The sequence below is a fragment of the Sphingomonas nostoxanthinifaciens genome, from assembly GCF_019930585.1.
Taxonomy (GTDB): Bacteria; Pseudomonadota; Alphaproteobacteria; order Sphingomonadales; family Sphingomonadaceae; genus Sphingomonas_I; species Sphingomonas_I nostoxanthinifaciens.
On sequence record NZ_CP082839.1, the window covers coordinates 63,908 to 79,947 of the forward strand.

General features: G+C 67.7%; 20 protein-coding genes. 15 read left to right on the plus strand and 5 right to left on the minus strand.

The genetic code is table 11. The features are described from left to right. The first annotated feature begins 12 nt into the window (after positions 1 to 12). The 4 genes from K8P63_RS00270 to K8P63_RS00285 are packed head-to-tail and all read left to right on the plus strand — an operon-like array spanning position 13 to position 3,425. Positions 13 to 1,527 carry a sensor histidine kinase gene (locus K8P63_RS00270; protein ID WP_223797900.1) on the plus strand — a complete coding sequence of 505 codons (1,515 nt, stop codon included), beginning with the start codon at positions 13 to 15 and terminating at the stop codon, positions 1,525 to 1,527. Continuing rightward, positions 1,524 to 1,967, plus strand: coding sequence for a response regulator (locus K8P63_RS00275; protein ID WP_223797901.1), 444 nt, complete (start codon positions 1,524 to 1,526; stop codon positions 1,965 to 1,967). Before K8P63_RS00270 ends, K8P63_RS00275 begins: the two co-directional genes overlap by 4 nt. Continuing rightward, positions 1,967 to 3,004, plus strand: a complete 1,038-nt coding sequence (locus K8P63_RS00280) for a sensor histidine kinase (protein ID WP_223797902.1) — start codon at positions 1,967 to 1,969, stop codon at positions 3,002 to 3,004. The genes K8P63_RS00275 and K8P63_RS00280 overlap by 1 nt, the downstream gene beginning before the upstream one ends. 1 nt (position 3,005) lies before the next feature. Then, entirely contained in the window at positions 3,006 to 3,425 is a 420-nt protein-coding gene (locus tag K8P63_RS00285) for a secondary thiamine-phosphate synthase enzyme YjbQ (protein ID WP_223797903.1), read from the plus strand. A gap of 8 nt (positions 3,426 to 3,433) precedes the next feature. Here the strand turns inward: K8P63_RS00285 and K8P63_RS00290 are convergent, their stop codons facing one another. Beyond that, positions 3,434 to 4,342 (minus strand): GGDEF domain-containing protein, encoded by a 909-nt coding sequence (locus K8P63_RS00290; protein ID WP_223797904.1) that lies wholly within the window; start codon positions 4,340 to 4,342, stop codon positions 3,434 to 3,436. Between the two features lie 196 nt (positions 4,343 to 4,538). Between K8P63_RS00290 and K8P63_RS00295 the strand changes: the two genes are divergently transcribed. The 5 genes from K8P63_RS00295 (at position 4,539) to tatC (ending at position 7,685) form a co-directional block, all read left to right on the plus strand. Continuing rightward, complete coding sequence (locus tag K8P63_RS00295) at positions 4,539 to 5,294, plus strand: segregation and condensation protein A (protein WP_223797905.1); 756 nt, start codon at positions 4,539 to 4,541, stop codon at positions 5,292 to 5,294. Continuing rightward, a complete protein-coding gene (scpB, locus tag K8P63_RS00300; protein ID WP_223797906.1) occupies positions 5,291 to 5,875 on the plus strand; it encodes an SMC-Scp complex subunit ScpB in 585 nt (194 codons plus the stop codon). The genes K8P63_RS00295 and scpB overlap by 4 nt, the downstream gene beginning before the upstream one ends. A gap of 126 nt (positions 5,876 to 6,001) precedes the next feature. After that, a complete protein-coding gene (locus tag K8P63_RS00305; RefSeq protein ID WP_223797907.1) occupies positions 6,002 to 6,253 on the plus strand; it encodes a Sec-independent protein translocase subunit TatA in 252 nt (83 codons plus the stop codon). A 128-nt stretch (positions 6,254 to 6,381) separates the two neighbouring features. Continuing rightward, on the plus strand, positions 6,382 to 6,891 hold the full coding sequence (gene tatB / locus K8P63_RS00310) for a Sec-independent protein translocase protein TatB (RefSeq protein ID WP_223797908.1): 510 nt from the start codon (positions 6,382 to 6,384) through the stop codon (positions 6,889 to 6,891). Further along, the gene (tatC, locus tag K8P63_RS00315) at positions 6,888 to 7,685 is read left to right on the plus strand and encodes a twin-arginine translocase subunit TatC (protein ID WP_223797909.1); all 798 of its coding nucleotides are present in this window, start codon (positions 6,888 to 6,890) and stop codon (positions 7,683 to 7,685) included. The genes tatB and tatC overlap by 4 nt, the downstream gene beginning before the upstream one ends. A 49-nt stretch (positions 7,686 to 7,734) precedes the next feature. Here the strand turns inward: tatC and K8P63_RS20910 are convergent, their stop codons facing one another. The 3 genes from K8P63_RS20910 to K8P63_RS00330 all read right to left on the minus strand — a co-directional run bounded on the left by K8P63_RS20910 (position 7,735) and on the right by K8P63_RS00330 (position 10,104). Continuing rightward, entirely contained in the window at positions 7,735 to 7,845 is a 111-nt protein-coding gene (locus tag K8P63_RS20910; RefSeq protein ID WP_398288942.1) for an entericidin A/B family lipoprotein, read from the minus strand. A 275-nt stretch (positions 7,846 to 8,120) separates the two neighbouring features. Further along, positions 8,121 to 9,644, minus strand: a complete 1,524-nt coding sequence (locus tag K8P63_RS00325) for a sensor histidine kinase (protein ID WP_223797910.1) — start codon at positions 9,642 to 9,644, stop codon at positions 8,121 to 8,123. A 79-nt stretch (positions 9,645 to 9,723) separates the two neighbouring features. Further along, entirely contained in the window at positions 9,724 to 10,104 is a 381-nt protein-coding gene (locus K8P63_RS00330) for a NepR family anti-sigma factor (RefSeq protein WP_223797911.1), read from the minus strand. An 83-nt stretch (positions 10,105 to 10,187) separates the two neighbouring features. On the opposite strand from K8P63_RS00330, the gene K8P63_RS00335 reads away from it, so the two are divergent. From K8P63_RS00335 to K8P63_RS00355, 5 genes are all read left to right on the plus strand, one after another. Further along, positions 10,188 to 10,979 (plus strand): response regulator, encoded by a 792-nt coding sequence (locus K8P63_RS00335; RefSeq protein WP_223797912.1) that lies wholly within the window; start codon positions 10,188 to 10,190, stop codon positions 10,977 to 10,979. An 85-nt stretch (positions 10,980 to 11,064) separates the two neighbouring features. Next, complete coding sequence (locus tag K8P63_RS00340) at positions 11,065 to 11,202, plus strand: hypothetical protein (protein ID WP_223797913.1); 138 nt, start codon at positions 11,065 to 11,067, stop codon at positions 11,200 to 11,202. Positions 11,203 to 11,289: 87 nt separating this feature from the next. Next, on the plus strand, positions 11,290 to 11,928 hold the full coding sequence (locus K8P63_RS00345) for a sigma-70 family RNA polymerase sigma factor (RefSeq protein ID WP_223797914.1): 639 nt from the start codon (positions 11,290 to 11,292) through the stop codon (positions 11,926 to 11,928). Positions 11,929 to 12,122: 194 nt separating this feature from the next. Continuing rightward, positions 12,123 to 12,395, plus strand: coding sequence for a hypothetical protein (locus tag K8P63_RS00350; protein ID WP_223797915.1), 273 nt, complete (start codon positions 12,123 to 12,125; stop codon positions 12,393 to 12,395). A 105-nt stretch (positions 12,396 to 12,500) separates the two neighbouring features. Beyond that, complete coding sequence (locus K8P63_RS00355; protein WP_223797916.1) at positions 12,501 to 13,796, plus strand: glycosyltransferase family 4 protein; 1,296 nt, start codon at positions 12,501 to 12,503, stop codon at positions 13,794 to 13,796. Positions 13,797 to 13,852: 56 nt separating this feature from the next. Here K8P63_RS00355 and K8P63_RS00360 read toward each other — a convergent pair whose 3' ends face one another. Then, positions 13,853 to 15,070, minus strand: a complete 1,218-nt coding sequence (locus tag K8P63_RS00360; RefSeq protein WP_223797917.1) for an argininosuccinate synthase — start codon at positions 15,068 to 15,070, stop codon at positions 13,853 to 13,855. A gap of 172 nt (positions 15,071 to 15,242) precedes the next feature. Here K8P63_RS00360 and K8P63_RS00365 point away from each other — a divergent pair, with 172 nt between their 5' ends. After that, positions 15,243 to 15,920 (plus strand): EF-hand domain-containing protein, encoded by a 678-nt coding sequence (locus K8P63_RS00365; RefSeq protein WP_223797918.1) that lies wholly within the window; start codon positions 15,243 to 15,245, stop codon positions 15,918 to 15,920. The last annotated feature ends 120 nt before the right edge of the window (positions 15,921 to 16,040 follow it).

Here is a 16,040-nt window from a genome sequence, read left to right on the forward strand (position 1 = left end):
TATCGGCCCGATATGCCTTATACGCGGCGCGGCTTCACGGTTTCGGACAAATGGTTCGCCCGATTGGTGGTCGCGGCCGTGTTTCTCGGCTTCGTGGCGCTGGTCGCCACCGGCATCGCCGCCACCGTCGCGATCCTTACCAACCAGCGCCACAGCCAGTGGGTGAGCCACACCTACGAGGTCGAACGTTCGATCTCGCGCTTCCGCGTGACGGTCGAGCGGCTGGAGGCGGCGCGGCGCGGCTATCTGCTGCGCGTCGACGATAACGGCCTCGCCAGCACCTTCGCCAACACCGCATCGGCGGTCGGCCCCGCGCTGGCCGACATGAAGCGCCTGACCGGCGACAATCCGCGCCAGCAGGCGCACATCGCCCAGCTTCAGGATCTCGCGCTCAAGCATCTCGCCTCGCTGCGCCATTCGGTCGTGCTGGCCGGCTCCGGCCGCCGTGCCGAGGCGATCGCCGACTTCAACGCCGACGAGAGCCTGCCGCTGATCCGCATCATCCGCCGCGTCGCCGAGCGGATGATGGCCGAGGAGGATCGGCTGCTGACCGAGCGCAACCGCGCGCAGGCGGAGAGCCTGAACCGCTTCTTCGTGATCCTGATCGCGGCGGGCGTGCTGCTGATCGCGGTCGGGATCGGCACGATGTGGGTGGTGCTGCGTTATACCAACGATCTCACCCGATCGCGCGATGCGCTGCGCCGGCTCAACTCCGATCTGGAGGGCGCGGTGCGCGAGCGGACCGTCAACCTGCAGCGCGCCAATGACGAGATTCAGCGCTTCGCCTACATCGTCAGCCACGATCTGCGCTCGCCGCTGGTCAATGTGATGGGCTTCACCGCCGAGCTGGAGGCCGCGACCAAGAGCCTCACCCGGCTGGTCGAACATGTCGAGGCCGAGGCGCCGCACTTGATCGACGCCGATGCGCGCGTCGCGGCGACCGAGGATCTGCCCGAGGCGATCGGCTTCATCCGGACCTCGACGCAGAAGATGGACCGCCTCATCAACGCCATCCTGCGCCTGTCGCGCGAGGGGCGGCGGCCGATCATGCCCGAGCGGCTCGACATGGTGGCGCTGGGCCAGAGCATCGCCGATTCGCTCAAGCACCGCATCGACGAGATCGGCGCGACCGTCACCATCGCGCAGCGCATGCCCGAAATCGTGAACGATCGGGTCGCGATCGAGCAGATCTTCTCCAACCTGATCGAGAATGCATCCAAATATCTGCGCGCGGGCGTACCCGGCCGGATCGAGATGCGCGGCCAGGTCGCGGGCAATCGCGCGGTGTTCGAGGTGATCGACAATGGCCGCGGCGTCGATCCCAAGGATCATGAGCGCATCTTCGACCTGTTCCGCCGCTCGGGCGTGCAGGATCAGCCGGGCGAAGGGATCGGACTCGCGCATACGCGCGCGCTCGCCTATCGGCTGGGCGGTACGATCGTCGTCGATTCAACTCTGGGCGCGGGCTCGACTTTCCGGGTCGATCTGCCGCTCGTCTTTACCGCGGAGCAGGGAATACCCGCATGAACAACCAGCAGCCCGTCACGATCGTGATGATCGAGGACGACGAGGGCCACGCCCGCCTGATCGAGAAGAACATCCGTCGCGCCGGCATCTCCAACTATATCCGGCACTTCACCGATGGCACCTCGGCGCTCGACTATCTGTATAACGGCGTCGACGGGCCGACCCACAACGGCCCGGCGCTGATCCTGCTCGATCTCAACCTGCCCGACATGAGCGGCACCGACATCCTCGCCAAGATCAAGGGCGAGGGCGCGCTGAAGCGCACGCCGGTCGTCGTGCTGACCACCACCGACGACAAGATCGAGATCCAGCGCTGCTATGATCTCGGCTGCAACGTCTACATCACCAAGCCGGTCAATTACGAAAGTTTCGCCGACGCGATCCGCCAGCTCGGGCTGTTCCTGTCGGTGATCCAGGTGCCGGACTTTCCCGAGGCCTGATGGCGTCGAGCGCACTTCCCCCCCGCATCCTCTACATCGACGACGACGAAGGTCTTCGTCGGCTGGTTCGGCGCGCGCTGGAGCGGCGCGGCTATTCGGTCGATCTCGCCGACAGCGGCGACCAGGGCGTCGCGATGGCGGGCGCGGAGATGTACGATCTCGTCGCGGTCGACCATTACATGCCGATCCGTGACGGGCTCGCGACGCTGGATGCCCTGACCGCGCTCCCGGCGCCGCCGCCGGTGATCTACGTCACCGGCTCCGAAGAGAGCCGCATCGCCGTCGCCGCGCTGAAGGCGGGCGCGATCGACTATGTCGTCAAGACGGTCGGCGACGACTTCTTCGACCTGCTGGCGCGCACGATCGACCAGGCGCTGGTGCAGGTGTCGCTGCGTGCGCAGAAGGAGGCCGCCGAGGCGCAGCTGCGCGAGAGCAATGCGCGGCTGCAGACGCTGCTGCACGAGGTCAACCATCGCGTCGCCAACAGCCTCCAGCTGGTTTCCGCCTTCGTCCATATGCAGGCGCGCAGCGCCGGCGAGGGTGCCAAGGCCGCGCTGGCCGATACCCAGCGCCGGATCGCCGCGATCGCGCAGGTGCACCGCCGGCTCTACACCTCCGATGCGGTCGATAGCGTCGACATGGCCGAATATCTCAACTCGCTGCTGCAGGAGCTGCAGGAGACGTGGTCGACCCCTGAGGCGGGGCGCGCGCTGACCCTGGTGGCCGAGCCGATCCGCCTGCACACCGACAAGGCGGTGGCGGTGGGCGTGATCGTCAACGAGCTCGTCTCCAACGCCTGCAAATATGCCTATGCCGCCGATGCGGCGGGCGAGGTGCGCGTGGCGCTGTGGCGCGAGGGCGAGGAGTTCCTGCTGAAGGTCGAGGATGACGGCTGCGGCATGCCGTCGAACGGTGCGGTCAAGGGCACCGGGCTCGGCTCCAAGCTGGTCAACGCGATGGCGGCGACGCTGAAGGCGGCGATCGCCTACGACACCGTCCATGCCGGCGTCCGCGCGACGTTGCGCGCAGCCGCCTGACGTGCGGCAGGCGCACGGCCGGCTTGCGATCGAAACCCGGCGGCAGGGGCTGGCCGAGATCACCGACCGCGTCGCCGACTGGCTCGCGGAGCAGGATATCGCCGATGGGCTGCTGACGATCTTCTGCCGCCACACCTCCGCCTCGTTGCTGATCCAGGAGAATGCGGCGCGCGAGGTGCGCGGCGACATCGAGGATTATTTCGCGCGGATCGCGCCGGAGGATCCCACCGCTTACGCGCATGACGACGAGGGGCCGGACGACATGCCCGCGCACCTGCGCACCGCGCTCACCCAGGTGTCGCTGTCGATCCCGGTGATCGACGGCCAGGTCGGGCTCGGCACGTGGCAGGGCATCTACCTGTTCGAGCACCGCCGCCGGCCGCATCGCCGCGAAATGCTGCTCCACCTGATCGGCGCGTAAGACGCGGCTCAGCCCTCGACGCGATTGCCGCCCTGCGCCGCCGCGTCGGCCATGCTGGCGCGCGCGCGGCCCAAGACAGCCTTGAGCGGCTCGCCTTGCCCCACGGCGATGCCCGCCGACGCGGTCACCGTGCCGATCCATTCGCCGGTGCCCCGAAGCTTCAGCCGGCGGGCCTCGAGCGCGGCGAGCGCCTCCTCCGCGTGGAGGCGCGCGCCGGTCGCGGCGAGATCGGGCGTCGCGATGATGAACTCGTTGCCGGCGTAGCGGACCGGCTCCGACTTCGGGAAGATGTCGCGCAACGTCGCTTCGAACGCGCTCAGCACATTGTCGCCCACGCTGCGCCCGAACCGCCGGTTGATGACGAGCAGACCGTCGATGCTGAACATCAGCATCACGAAGGTGCGGCTATTCTCGACCCGTGGTTCGAGATCGCGCAGGGCATCATCCTGCGCCTGCGTCGCCGCATCGTGGTCCTCGCCGGCGGGCCGCTCGGCGGAGCTTGCAATCTCGTCCCGCAAGCGCTGGAATTCGTCGCGAAGCTCGGCGAGCTCGCGTTCGGCCTCGGACAGACGCGCGGCGAGATCGCTCGCGCCCGGCCATGCGTCGGTCTGCAACGCCATCGAGCCGACGTCGCGGCCCAGCGCTTCGGTGAGATCGCGCGCCTCGGACGTCAGCGTGCCGAGTTCCTCTGCCTGTCGTTCCATCGTGCGCTCGCGATGATCGGCGAAGGCGCCCGTATCGGGCAGCGCATGGCGCTCGATCAGCCCGAGCACCACCGCCGACGACAGCCGAATTCCGTCATACGCCATCGCATCGACTTCGCGCGCCAGCGCGGACGCCGGCATGGTCACGTAATAAATCGCGAAATTGTAATTTGCGGGCGATGGGTCGAGTTGGTGGCGCTCGAGAAAATCCAAGGCCTCACGAGCCTGTCCAAAAACAAGGTCCATTCTTGGGCCTATCTTTCCTGTGCATCCATGCGGCGAGCGGGTAAACTTGATCTAGGATAGTTGTAAATGCACGGGACGCCGGGCCGGGTCCATGCATCGACGCGCCATCCGCCCTCCCGTGCGCTCGCTTCACCTCGCGCGGCATCACAGCTAGATCGGCCGGGTGGACGACGATGCACCCCAGCTTGCGCTTCCGATCCCCGACGATGCGCTGACGATCGCGATCGACGGGTGGGAGGGGCCGCTCGATCTGCTGCTCACGCTCGCGCGGACGCAGAAGGTCGATCTGCGCCAGCTGTCGATCCTCGCGCTGGTCGAGCAATATCTCGCCTTTATCGCGCAGGCGCGTGCGCTGAAGCTGGAAGTGGCCGCCGATTATCTCGTGATGGCGGCGTGGCTCGCTTTCCTCAAATCGGCGCTGCTGCTGCCGCGCGACCCCGAAGTGGAGCCGAGCCCCGAGGAACTGGCGCTGCGGCTGCAGCTGCGCCTCCAGCGGCTCGACGCGATGCGCGAGGCCGGCGCGCGGCTGATGGCGCGCGACCGGATCGGCCGCGACGTCTTCCTGCGCGGACGGCCGGAGGGGTTGCGCGTCGTGCGCACCCCCGATTGGCAGGCGAGCCTCTACGATCTGATCGCGGCCTATGGCGCGGTGAAGGCGCGCGGCGTGCCGGCGATCCATATCGTGTCGCGACGGCGGGTGATGTCGCTGGAGGAGGCGCTCGCGCTGGTCGCGCGCATGGTCGGCAGCCGACTCGACTGGGCGGCGCTGGCGAGCTTCCTGCCCGACGGGCTGGAGGAGGATCATCGTCGCTCGGCGGTCGCGTCCAGCTTCGTCGCGGCGCTGGAGCTGGCACGGCAGGGCCGGATCGAGCTGGCGCAGGAGGGGGCCTTCGCCCCGCTGATGGTGCGCCGGGCATGAGCAGCGAGCCGCTGCCCGACGACGTGCGCGCGATCGAGGCGGCTTTGTTCGCCGCCGAGGGCCCGATGACCGCGCCCGAGCTGGCCGCCGCCATCGGCATCGCGTCGGCGGATGCGGCGCTGGCAGCGCTCGCCGGCTGGTATGCCGGCCATGGCATCGAGCTGGTCGAGCGCGACGGCCGCTGGCATTTCCAGACCGCGGCCGACCTCGCCCATATCCTGCGGCGCACACGCGCCGAGCCGCGCAAGCTGTCGCGGGCGGGCATCGAGACGCTGGCGATCATCGCCTATCACGAGCCGGTCAGCCGCGCCGAGATCGAGGCGATTCGCGGGGTGCAGATCTCCAAGGGCACGCTCGACATGCTGATCGAGGCGGGCTGGATCCGCCCCGCCGGCCGGCGGGAGGTGCCGGGACGGCCGCTGACCTACGCCACGACGCGCGTCTTTCTCGACCATTTCGGGCTCGCGGCGCGCCGCGATCTGCCCGGCATCGACGATTTACGCGCCGCCGGCCTGCTCGATCCGGTCGATCTCGCGATGGAGCAAACGCTTGGATTGGCTAACGAAGAAGGGGATGGTTAATCCTCCCTTAGCTTGTGCTAGATAAAGGGATGGCGAACGCGGCCGCTGCGCCGCCGTGCGTCGCGGGCGATGCTCGCAATGCGCGCGATGCTTTCCTATTTAGGCGTGAAGCCGAGGAGATTGACGATGGGTGGCCTCAGTATCTGGCACATGCTGCTGCTGGCAGTGGTGGCGATGGTGTTCCTCGGCAAGGGACGCCTTTCGGAATTCATGGGCGACGCCGGCAAGGGCCTGCGCAGCTTCAAGAAAGGCCTGACCGACGACGACGAGGCCACGCGCGCGGCGACCCCGCCGGCACGCCTGCAGGCGCAGCAGCCGATGGAGCCGTCCACCGAGCATGATCTGCAGCCGATGAAGGACGATCGCCCGCGCGTCTGATCGCGCGGACGCGGCTTACGTTGCGCATATCGGCGTACTCGCCAGACCTTTGGCGTGAGCCCGGTCCACGCCGTCGGTGGGAGCGCGCCGCGCTTCCACCGATGACGATCAGGCTCTAGGGCTTCCACATGTTCAATATTGAACCATCCGAGCTGTTGCTGCTGGCCGCGGTCGCGCTCGTCGTGATCGGGCCGAAAGACCTGCCCAAGGCGATGCGTTTCGTCGGCCAGTGGGTTGGCCGCGCGCGCGGCATGGCGCGCCACTTCCGCTCGGGCATCGACGAGATCATCCGCCAGGCGGAGCTCGACGAGATGCAGCAGAAGTGGGCGGCCGAGAATGCCCGCATCATGGCCGAGCACAGCGCGACGCCGCCGATCGAGGAGGCGCACGACGCCACGCTGGCGCTCGCCGGGCCTGCCGCTTCCGCGAGCGAGCCTGTCGTGGATGCGCCGGTTGCGAGCGAACCAACCATCGACCACGACCATCTGCGGGCGCTCGCCGCGAGCGTGGAGCCCGAGCCGGCCTACGCGCCCGGCCACCCGCTCCACGTACCGCCTGCGGTCGAGCCACCGGCCGAACCCGCCGAGCCGCTGCTGCCGCTCGACGTACCGCACCACGCGCAGGGGGAACGCGGTTGACCGGCGGAGACGAACTCGAGGACAGCCGCGCCCCGCTGATCGATCATCTGATCGAGCTGCGCCGCCGGCTGATCTGGTCGTTCGCGGCGCTCGGCGGCGCCTTCCTGATCTGCCTCTATTTCGCGCGGCCGATCTTCGCGATCCTCGTCCAGCCGCTGCTGCGCGCGGGGCAGGGTCGCCTGGTCTACACCCAATTGTTCGAGGCGTTCTTCGTCGAGGTGAAGGTCGCCTTCTTCGCGGCGATCATGCTCGCTTTTCCGGTGATCGCGAACCAGCTTTGGCAGTTCGTCGCCCCTGGCCTGTACGGCAAGGAGAAGCGGGCGCTGCTGCCGTTCCTGTGGGCGACGCCGGTGCTGTTCATCATGGGCGCCGCGCTCGCCTATTTCGTCGCCATTCCGATGGCGCTGCACTTCCTGCTCGGCTTCCAGGGCAATCTCGGCGGCGTGAAGCAGGAGGCTTTGCCGTCGGTCGCCAATTATCTCGCCTTCGTCATGCAGTTCATGTTCGGCTTCGGACTGGCCTTCCTGATGCCGGTGATGCTGATGCTGATCGAGCAAGCGGGCCTCGTCACCCGCGCGCAGCTCGTCGCCTTCCGCCGCTATGCCGTGGTCGCCAACACCGCTGTCGCCGCTCTGCTGGCACCGCCGGACATCGGTTCGATGATCCTGCTCGGCGTGCCGCTGATCCTGCTCTACGAACTCGCCTTGGTGGCGATGTGGTTCACCGAGCGGCGGCGCAAGCGCGAGGAAGCCACCGAGGCTGGCGCGACCGTTCCGGGCACCGACCTCCAATAGAAAAGGGCGCCGCGACACCGCGACGCCCCCAACCGTTCGATCGAAGTGCTTACTTCGACTTTTCGGCGGTATTGCTGACCGCCTTGCCAGCGGACGAGACATCCTTGCCGGCGCCGGCAACCGTGTTGCAAGCGGCGAGCAGCAGCGTGCCGGCGATCATGGAAACTTCGATAACCTTGCGGATCATGTAGCGGACTCCCTTCGATATTGGCGCCGGCACGGGCGCGACGAAGGGATCAATGCCGCTGACGGTAGATAGTTCCTGCCCCACTGCGATGTGCAGCGTGCCCGGATGAATGTCGGGCCCGGATAGGCCGAAGGGGGGAGTCGGCGTATCCGGGCCCATGTGTTCGGATAGCGAGAGCGGGGGGGGGGGCATAAGGTCGCTATCCGAAATCTAAGAACCCGCAGCCCCTTAGGGGGTTCCGTGGTGAATCACTCCGCTTTTGGAGCGGCCCGATCGCTTTCGGCGGGCTGTGGCAGAATCGCGATGGCGATCGAATAGCGGCCGCTCGTGTCGTCATGGTCGAGCTGCGACCGCAGCTGGCGGGCGAGCCCGATGACGATGCGCTCGAACCGATCGAGGCCGCTGCCGGCACCGCATCGGCCTGCGATCAGGCCGTTCGATTCGATCGTCAGGATGGCACGATCGGCGGTCGCGCCGGGGGCGAGCGCGATCGCGACGCGGCCGGTCGGATCGCATGTCATCACCAGCTCGACGATCTCGGTCACGAGGAAGGCGACCGGCACGGCGACGTCCTGCGTGATGAACGCCGGGATCATGTCGAGCGTGATCGTCATGTGCTGGGCCGACGCGGGCGCGGTGGCGCGCAGGTTGGCGGTCAGTTCGGCGATCAGCGAGCGCAATGCGACCCCGCGATTCTCCTCGAGTTCGGCATAATGATTGCGGTGGACGACGGCGAGCGCATCGACCCGCCGCTGGATCGAGGCATAGGCGTCGGCAACCTCGCCCTGTGTGCCGCGCGCGTGCAGGTTGATCAGGCTGGCGACGACCTGCAGGTTATTCTTGACGCGATGATGCACCTCGCGCGTCAGCCGCACCTGATGGTTGAGGCCTTCCTTCAGCGCAGCCTCGCGATCGGCCAGCCGGGCGGCGGTGGTGGCGAAGGCGGCGCCGAGCGCGCGAATCTCCTGCGACGGGCCGCCGAGCCGCGGCAGCGCGAAGTCGTGATCGCCCGGCCCGAACGACGTCACCGCGCGCTGCAGCTGCTCCAGCGGCTGGACGAGAAAGCGGTCGATCACGAACCAGCCGATCATCGCCGCGGACGCCCACATCAGCAGCGGAAGCAACACCAGCACGATCTCGACCGCGCTGATCGGATTGACGATCACGAGCAGCTCGAGGCTCGCCTGGCCGCCCGCGATCGGGGCGTTGACCTCGACCCGCTGGCCGAACGGATAGGACACCGTCGGTGCCGACAGGCGCAGATGGGTACTGCCCTGCGACAGCCGGATTCCCTGATCGCCGGCGGTCGGGATGACGCGCTGCAGCAATGCGACGGGCAGCTCGCCGACGCCGTAGCCGCCGCTCGGCCCCTGCACGGTGAAGCGCAGCCCGGCCGGCGCGTCGACCAGCAGCGCGTCGATGCCGATGCCGGCGCGCGGAGCGGGCAGCCGTCGCGGCCGGAAGTCGGGCGAGGCGCACCGCAGGCGGCCGCGACCGTTGAACAAGGCCAGCCGCACCGGCACCTGGAAGACGCTCTGGTCCTGTTCGAGCAGCGGGGTGCAATCCCGCTCTTCGCTATCGGACAGCGCCAGGGTGCCACGAACGAGATTGGCGCCGCGCAGCAGCAGCACGTCGATCTGCCGCGCCTCGGCGCTGGCGATCACGCGCGCGTCCGCCTCGCGCTGGAGCCGCTTGACGTGCGCCGACTGGATCGACGCGAACAATGCGATAAGCCCGAGCGGCAGCAAGGCGGCCGTCAGGATCAGCAGCATCTTTACGCCGGTGGACAGTCCCGAAAGGCCCCGAGCCGTTACGCCGCCGACGCGCGACGCCATAAGCTAAAGCGCCCTTTCAGTTGAGCTTGCGCAGCAGATCGAGAAATTCCGGCGGCACATCCTCTTGAATAGCTTCCTCATAAGCGCTGCGAAGCGCGTTTGCGACATGCTGGTCGGGGTCGCGCGGACGCTTTGCGCCCGCCTCCGCTCCGGTCTTTTCGCGACCGGCTGAGCCGTTCTTCTTAATCGACGTCAACCCTTTCGTCCCCCGCACATCGTGTTTCGGCTGCACCATCGCCCGCCTTGAGAGTAGGACCAATCGCACGACCTCTTCGCGGGCCGAAGCGACTAAACCCATGCCCATGATTAAAGTGCCGAGCGCACGTGAAACCAAAAGAGGAAATGTTTGTTCCGGACGACGGGTCAAAGATTCGGGATAGCGGGGTGGCGCGGGCATAAGCGGTGATGCACCGCTCCGGGGCTTGCCTCCGTGAATCTCTTTCCCCAAGTCGTACTGAACATCAGGAGCAGTTGCACGCTATGTCGCTCGGCCAGGATCTTGCCCCACACCTTCCCTTCCTGCGCCGCTACGCCCGCGCGCTGACCGGCAGCCAGAAACATGGCGACGCCTATGTCAGGCAGGCGCTCGAGGCGATCGTCGCCGCCCCGCAAGATTTTCCGCGCGACGTCGACGTGCGTCTGGGCCTCTACCGGACCTTCCAGCGCATCTGGGCGTCGACCAACGACGAGGTGCGCAGCGATGCGGATCCGCTGGACGACAGCAATGTCGCCGACGCCCGGCTCGCGCGCATCACGCCGCGCTCGCGCCAGGCGCTGCTGCTGACGCAGCTCGAAGGCTTCACGCCCGAGGATGCCGGTTATCTGATGCTGATCGACGCACCCGAGGTCGAGGCGCTCGTCGCCGAGGCGGTTGCCGAGATCGAGCGCCAGACGCATGCGGACGTCCTCATCATCGAAGACGAGCCGATCATCGCGATGGACCTCGAAACGATCGTGCGCGACCTGGGCCACAACGTCACCAGCGTCGCCGTGACGCGCGACGAGGCACTGGCGCAGGCGCTGGCGCAGCGGCCGGGCCTCGTCCTCGCCGACATCCAGCTGGCCGACGACAGCTCGGGCATCGACGCGGTCAAGGATATCCTGCGCGAATTCTCGGTGCCGGTGATCTTCATCACGGCCTTCCCCGAGCGGCTGCTGACCGGCGAGCGGCCGGAGCCGACCTTCCTCATCACCAAGCCGTTCCAGCGGTCGACGGTGAAGGCGGCGATCAGCCAGGCATTGTTCTTCGACACGACGACCGTCCCCGCCTGATCGGTATCGTTACGGCGTCGTATCGGGTGGAACCCGGCGACGCCGCGTCCGTTGGCATGGTGTAACGATCTCGAGAGAGGCAGCCATGGCGGACCCGGAACCCCATTTGACGCGCACCGAAGCGCGGGGCGGATCGTCGAACCACGTCACGCGCTACGTCCTGCCGATCAGCCTGGCGCTCGTCGTCATCCTGTTCCTGGTCATCCTTTATATCTGGCGCTGACCGACAGGAACGACGTTGCAAGCCCGTTCGGCCACCCCATCTTTGCAGCCAGGCGGCTTTATCCGTCCGGCCGGAGTCGCGAATTTGATGACTGATACCACCGACGACGACACGGACCACGAATCGACCGAGGCGCCCGTTCACGTCTCGCTGTCGGATGACGAATTCCGTATCGAACTCGGTCGGGTGATCCCGCACCTGCGCGCGTTCGGTCGATCGCTGTCGGGCAATCGCGATCTGGCGGACGATCTGGTGCAGGAAACTTTGCTCAAGGCGTGGGCGGCGCGCAAGCGGTTCCAGGCCGGCACGAACATGCGTGCATGGACCTTCATCATCCTGCGCAACCTGTTCCTCAGCCAGATGCGGCGCGCGCGCTTCAAGGGCGAGTGGGACGATCTGACCGCCAGCCGCATCCTCGCCGCGCCGGCGAGCCAGGAACGGCATGTCGATCTGGGCGATCTCCAGCGCGCGTTGCTCCATTTGCCGCAACCGCAGCGCGAGGCGTTGATCCTCGTCGGGGCGGGCGGCTTTGCCTATGAAGAGGCTGCCGACATCTGCGGATGCGCCGTCGGCACGATCAAGAGCCGCGTGGCACGCGGGCGCGTGGCGCTCGAACAGCTCATGAGCGGCGGCAAGCTGCCGTCGCGTCGCGACGACCCCGTCAGCCAGTCCGATGCGCTGAACACAATCATGGGCGAGGTCGACGAGCTTAGCCGAGGCCGCTGAACAGCCCGCTGGCGTCGAGCCGAGCCTGCCTTACGTTAGATGGAATGAAGAAGGCGCTGGGCGCAACCGCATGGTTGCGCCCGATGCATGTTAGCGCTCCCGTTTCTCATTCGCCTTCGCGGATGCAGCACGACATATGTTGCAGCGCACCAAAACATAAACTCTTGAGAGGGCAACCCAGACCGGAGATTGCCATGACCAAGCATGTATTCGTCCTCGCTGCCGCCGCCCTCGTCGCCGCCCCGGCGCTTGCCGGCACCACCGTCGATTTCGTCCGTGACGGCGTCCGCTACGTCGCCGACGTCAGCCAGCAGAATGGCGAGCAGCTGATCCAGGGCCGCGAAGTCCAGAGCGGCCGCACCTTCTCGCTGCACGTCCGCAACGGCTTCGTCTCGGGCAATTATGACGGCGAGAACGTCGCCTACCGCGCGCCGAAGTCGGCGCTGGTGCGCACCGCCAGCAACTGATCGCTCAACCGAGTGCTCGCATAGGGGGCGGGGCCGCAAGGCTCCGCCCCTTTTGTTTTGCGCAGGCTCCGGGCACAGACGGGGAAACGGCCCGAGGGGATGAGGATGGCGCAGAGGCTTAGGGTGCTCGTCATAGCCGAGGCGGCCAATCCCGAATGGGTGAGCGTGCCGTTGGTCGGCTGGTCGCAGGCGGATGCGCTGCGTGCGGTTGCCGACGTGCACATCGTCACGCAGATCCGCAACCGCGACGCCTTCCTGCGCGCCGGGCTGGTCGAGGGCACGGATTTTACGGCGATCGATTCGGAAAAGGTCGCGAAGCTCGCATGGCGCGCGACCACGCTGCTGCGCGGTGGCGCGGGCAAGGGCTGGACCACCATCTCCGCACTCGCGAGCCTGACCTATTTCTATTTCGAGCGGCTGGTGTGGCGCCAGTTCGGCGATGCGATTCGCGCGGGGCGCTATGACGTCGTCCATCGCCTGACCCCGCTCTCGCCGACCAGCCCCAGCCCGATCGCGCCCAAGGTGGCGCGGGCCGGCGCGGCGTTCGTGCTGGGGCCGCTCAACGGCGGGCTGCCATGGCCGAAGGGCTTCAACAGCGAGCGGCACAAGGAGCGCGAATGGCTCTCCTACGTGCGCGGCGCGTATAAATTGCTGCCGGGCTATCGCGCCACGCTGGCGGCGGCGCGCGTGATCCTCGCCGGATCGCGCCACACCGCGGCCGAGCTGCCCGCGAGCACGCGCGCCAGGACGATCTTCGTGCCCGAAAACGGCATCGATCCCGCGCGATTCGCGCTGACCCCGTCCAAGCCGATCGATCCCGCGCAGCCGATCGGGCTGTGCTTCATCGGCCGGCTGGTGCCTTACAAGGGGCCGGATATGGCGCTCGCCGCCGCGTTGCCGCTGCTACGCGCCGGCCGCGCGACCTTCGACATGATCGGCGACGGGCCGATGATGGCCGAGCTGCGCGCGCTGGCCGAGCGCGAGGGCGTGAGCGACGCGGTGCGCTTCCATGGCTGGGTCGAGCATGATCGCGTGCAGGCGATGGCGCGCGCGAGCCATTGGTTCGTCTTCCCGAGCGTGCGCGAGTTCGGCGGCGGCGCGGTGCTGGAGGCGATGGCGCTCGGCCTGCTGGCGATCGTGGTCGATTATGGCGGTCCGGGCGAGCTGGTGGCGGACGGGCGGGGCATCGCGCTGCCGCTCGGCAGCCGCGAGGCGATCGTCGCCGAACTCAGCCGCACATTGCTCGCACTCGCCGACGATCCGGCGCGTGCGCAGGCCGCCGCCGAGCGCGGCCATGCCTGGGTGGAGGCGAACCTCACCTGGGCGGCCAAGGCGCGCGTGATCGAGCGCATCTACCGCTGGGCGCTCGACCCAAAGGGGTCGAAGCCCGAGCCTTACTGACGCCACTCTCCGTCATCCCAGCGCAGCTGGGGTGACGTCCGGTCGACGGGCAGAGCTCAGTGCTGGTCGCGGCGGCCCAGCAGGCGCAGGCGCAGCGCGTTGAGCTTGATGAAGCCGGCGGCGTCGCGCTGGTCGTAGGCGCCCTGATCGTCCTCGAACGTCACGACCTTCTCCGAGTAGAGCGTGTTCGGCGACTTGCGGCCGATGACATGGACGCCGCCCTTGTAGAGCTTGAGCCGCACCGTGCCCGAGACCTTCGCCTGGCTGTGGTCGATCGCCGCCTGCAGCATCTCGCGCTCGGGGCTGAACCAGAAGCCGTTGTAGATCAGCTCGGCATATCGCGGCGCAAGCTCGTCCTTCAGATGCGCCGCGCCGCGATCGAGCGTGATCTGCTCGATCCCGCGATGCGCGAGATGATAGATGGTGCCGCCCGGCGTCTCGTACATGCCGCGACTCTTCATGCCGACGAAGCGGTTCTCGACCAGATCGAGCCGGCCGATGCCGTGCAGCTTGCCGAGATCGTTGAGCTTCGCCAGCAGCGCCGCCGGGCCATAGCCCTCGCCGTTGATCGCGACCGCATCGCCGCGCTCGAAATCGATCGTGATGATCTCGGGCACGTCGGGTGCGCTCTCGGGATCGTTGGTGCGCGAGTAGACATAGTCGGGCACCTCCTCCCACGGATCCTCGAGCACCTTGCCCTCGGACGAGGTGTGCAGCAGGTTCGCGTCGGTGGAGAACGGGCTCTCGCCGCGCTTGTCCTTGGGCACCGGGATCTGGTGCGCCTCGGCATATTCGATCAGGCGGGTGCGGCTGGTGAGATCCCATTCGCGCCACGGCGCGATCACCTTGATGTCGGGCGCCAGCGCATAATAGCCGAGCTCGAAGCGGACCTGATCGTTGCCCTTGCCGGTCGCGCCGTGGCTGACGGCATCGGCGCCGACCTGGCGGGCAATCTCGATCTGGCGCTTGGCGATCAGCGGTCGCGCGATCGAGGTGCCGAGCAGGTACAGCCCCTCGTACAGCGCATTGGCGCGCATCATCGGCATCACATAATCGCGCACGAACTCGTCGCGCAGATCGTCGATGAAGATATGCTCGGGACGCACGCCCATCAGCTCGGCCTTCTTGCGCGCCGGCTCCAGCTCCTCGCCCTGCCCGAGATCGGCGGTGAAGGTGACGACCTCGCAATCGTAGGTGTCCTTCAGCCACCTCAGGATCACGCTGGTGTCGAGGCCGCCGGAATAGGCCAGCACCACGCGCTTGATCTCGCTCATCATCGGTCTCCGAAGGGGGTCGCGCGCGCCCTTGGCGGCATTGGGGGCCGAGCGTCAACAGCGATCGTGCCGCTTGTCGAGGCTGCAACATCGCTGCGGCGCCGACGAACGGGAGCAACATCCGCGTGGCAGGGGCGCAATATGCGGCGTTCCGGCCGCCGAGGAGACGATGATGAAGCGATTCGTGGGGGGTGTCGCCCTGCTGGCGATGATGGCGGGCACGGCCGCGATCGCGCAGGACGCGCCGCCGCCGGGCGGCCAGCCGGCGGCGGGATGGGGCGCCGATCGCCCCGCGCCGCCGCCGCTGACGCGCGCCGCGTTCATGGCCGAGGTCCAGCAGCGTTTCGCCGAGGCCGACCTCAACCATGACGGCGCGGTGACGCATGGCGAGTTGGTCGACGCGCGCGACGCGCGCATGCGCCAGCGGATGAAGGAGCATCGCGATCATCAGTTCGCGGCGATGGACGCGAATCACGACGGCGAATTGTCGCGCGGCGAGTTCGACAGCGCGCATCCGCACGGCCCGCCGCCGATGGACGGCAAGGACGGCAAGGCGCCACCTCCGCCGGGTGACCCGATGGGTGGGCCAGGCCGGATGGGCATGATGCCGGTCGACCGCATCTTCGCCATGGCAGACGCCAATAACGATGGTCGCGTGACGCTGGCCGAGGCGCAGACCGCCGCGGCGGCGTGGTTCGACCGGCTCGACACCAACCATGACGGCACGATCACCGCCGACGAGCGGCGTGCTGCGATGGCGGCGATGATGCATCGGCGTGGGCCGGGCGGGCCTGGTGGTCCCGGCGGCCCCGGTGGCGACATGCCGCCGCCCCCGCCGCCGCAGGAATAGGATCGTTCAATCCGTCATTCCCGCGCAGACGGGAATCCATTCGCGCGGCCGGTGCCCGTTTGTAGCAACCGCTCGACAAATGGATCCCCGCCTGCGCGGGGATGACGGCGGTTTCCGGGG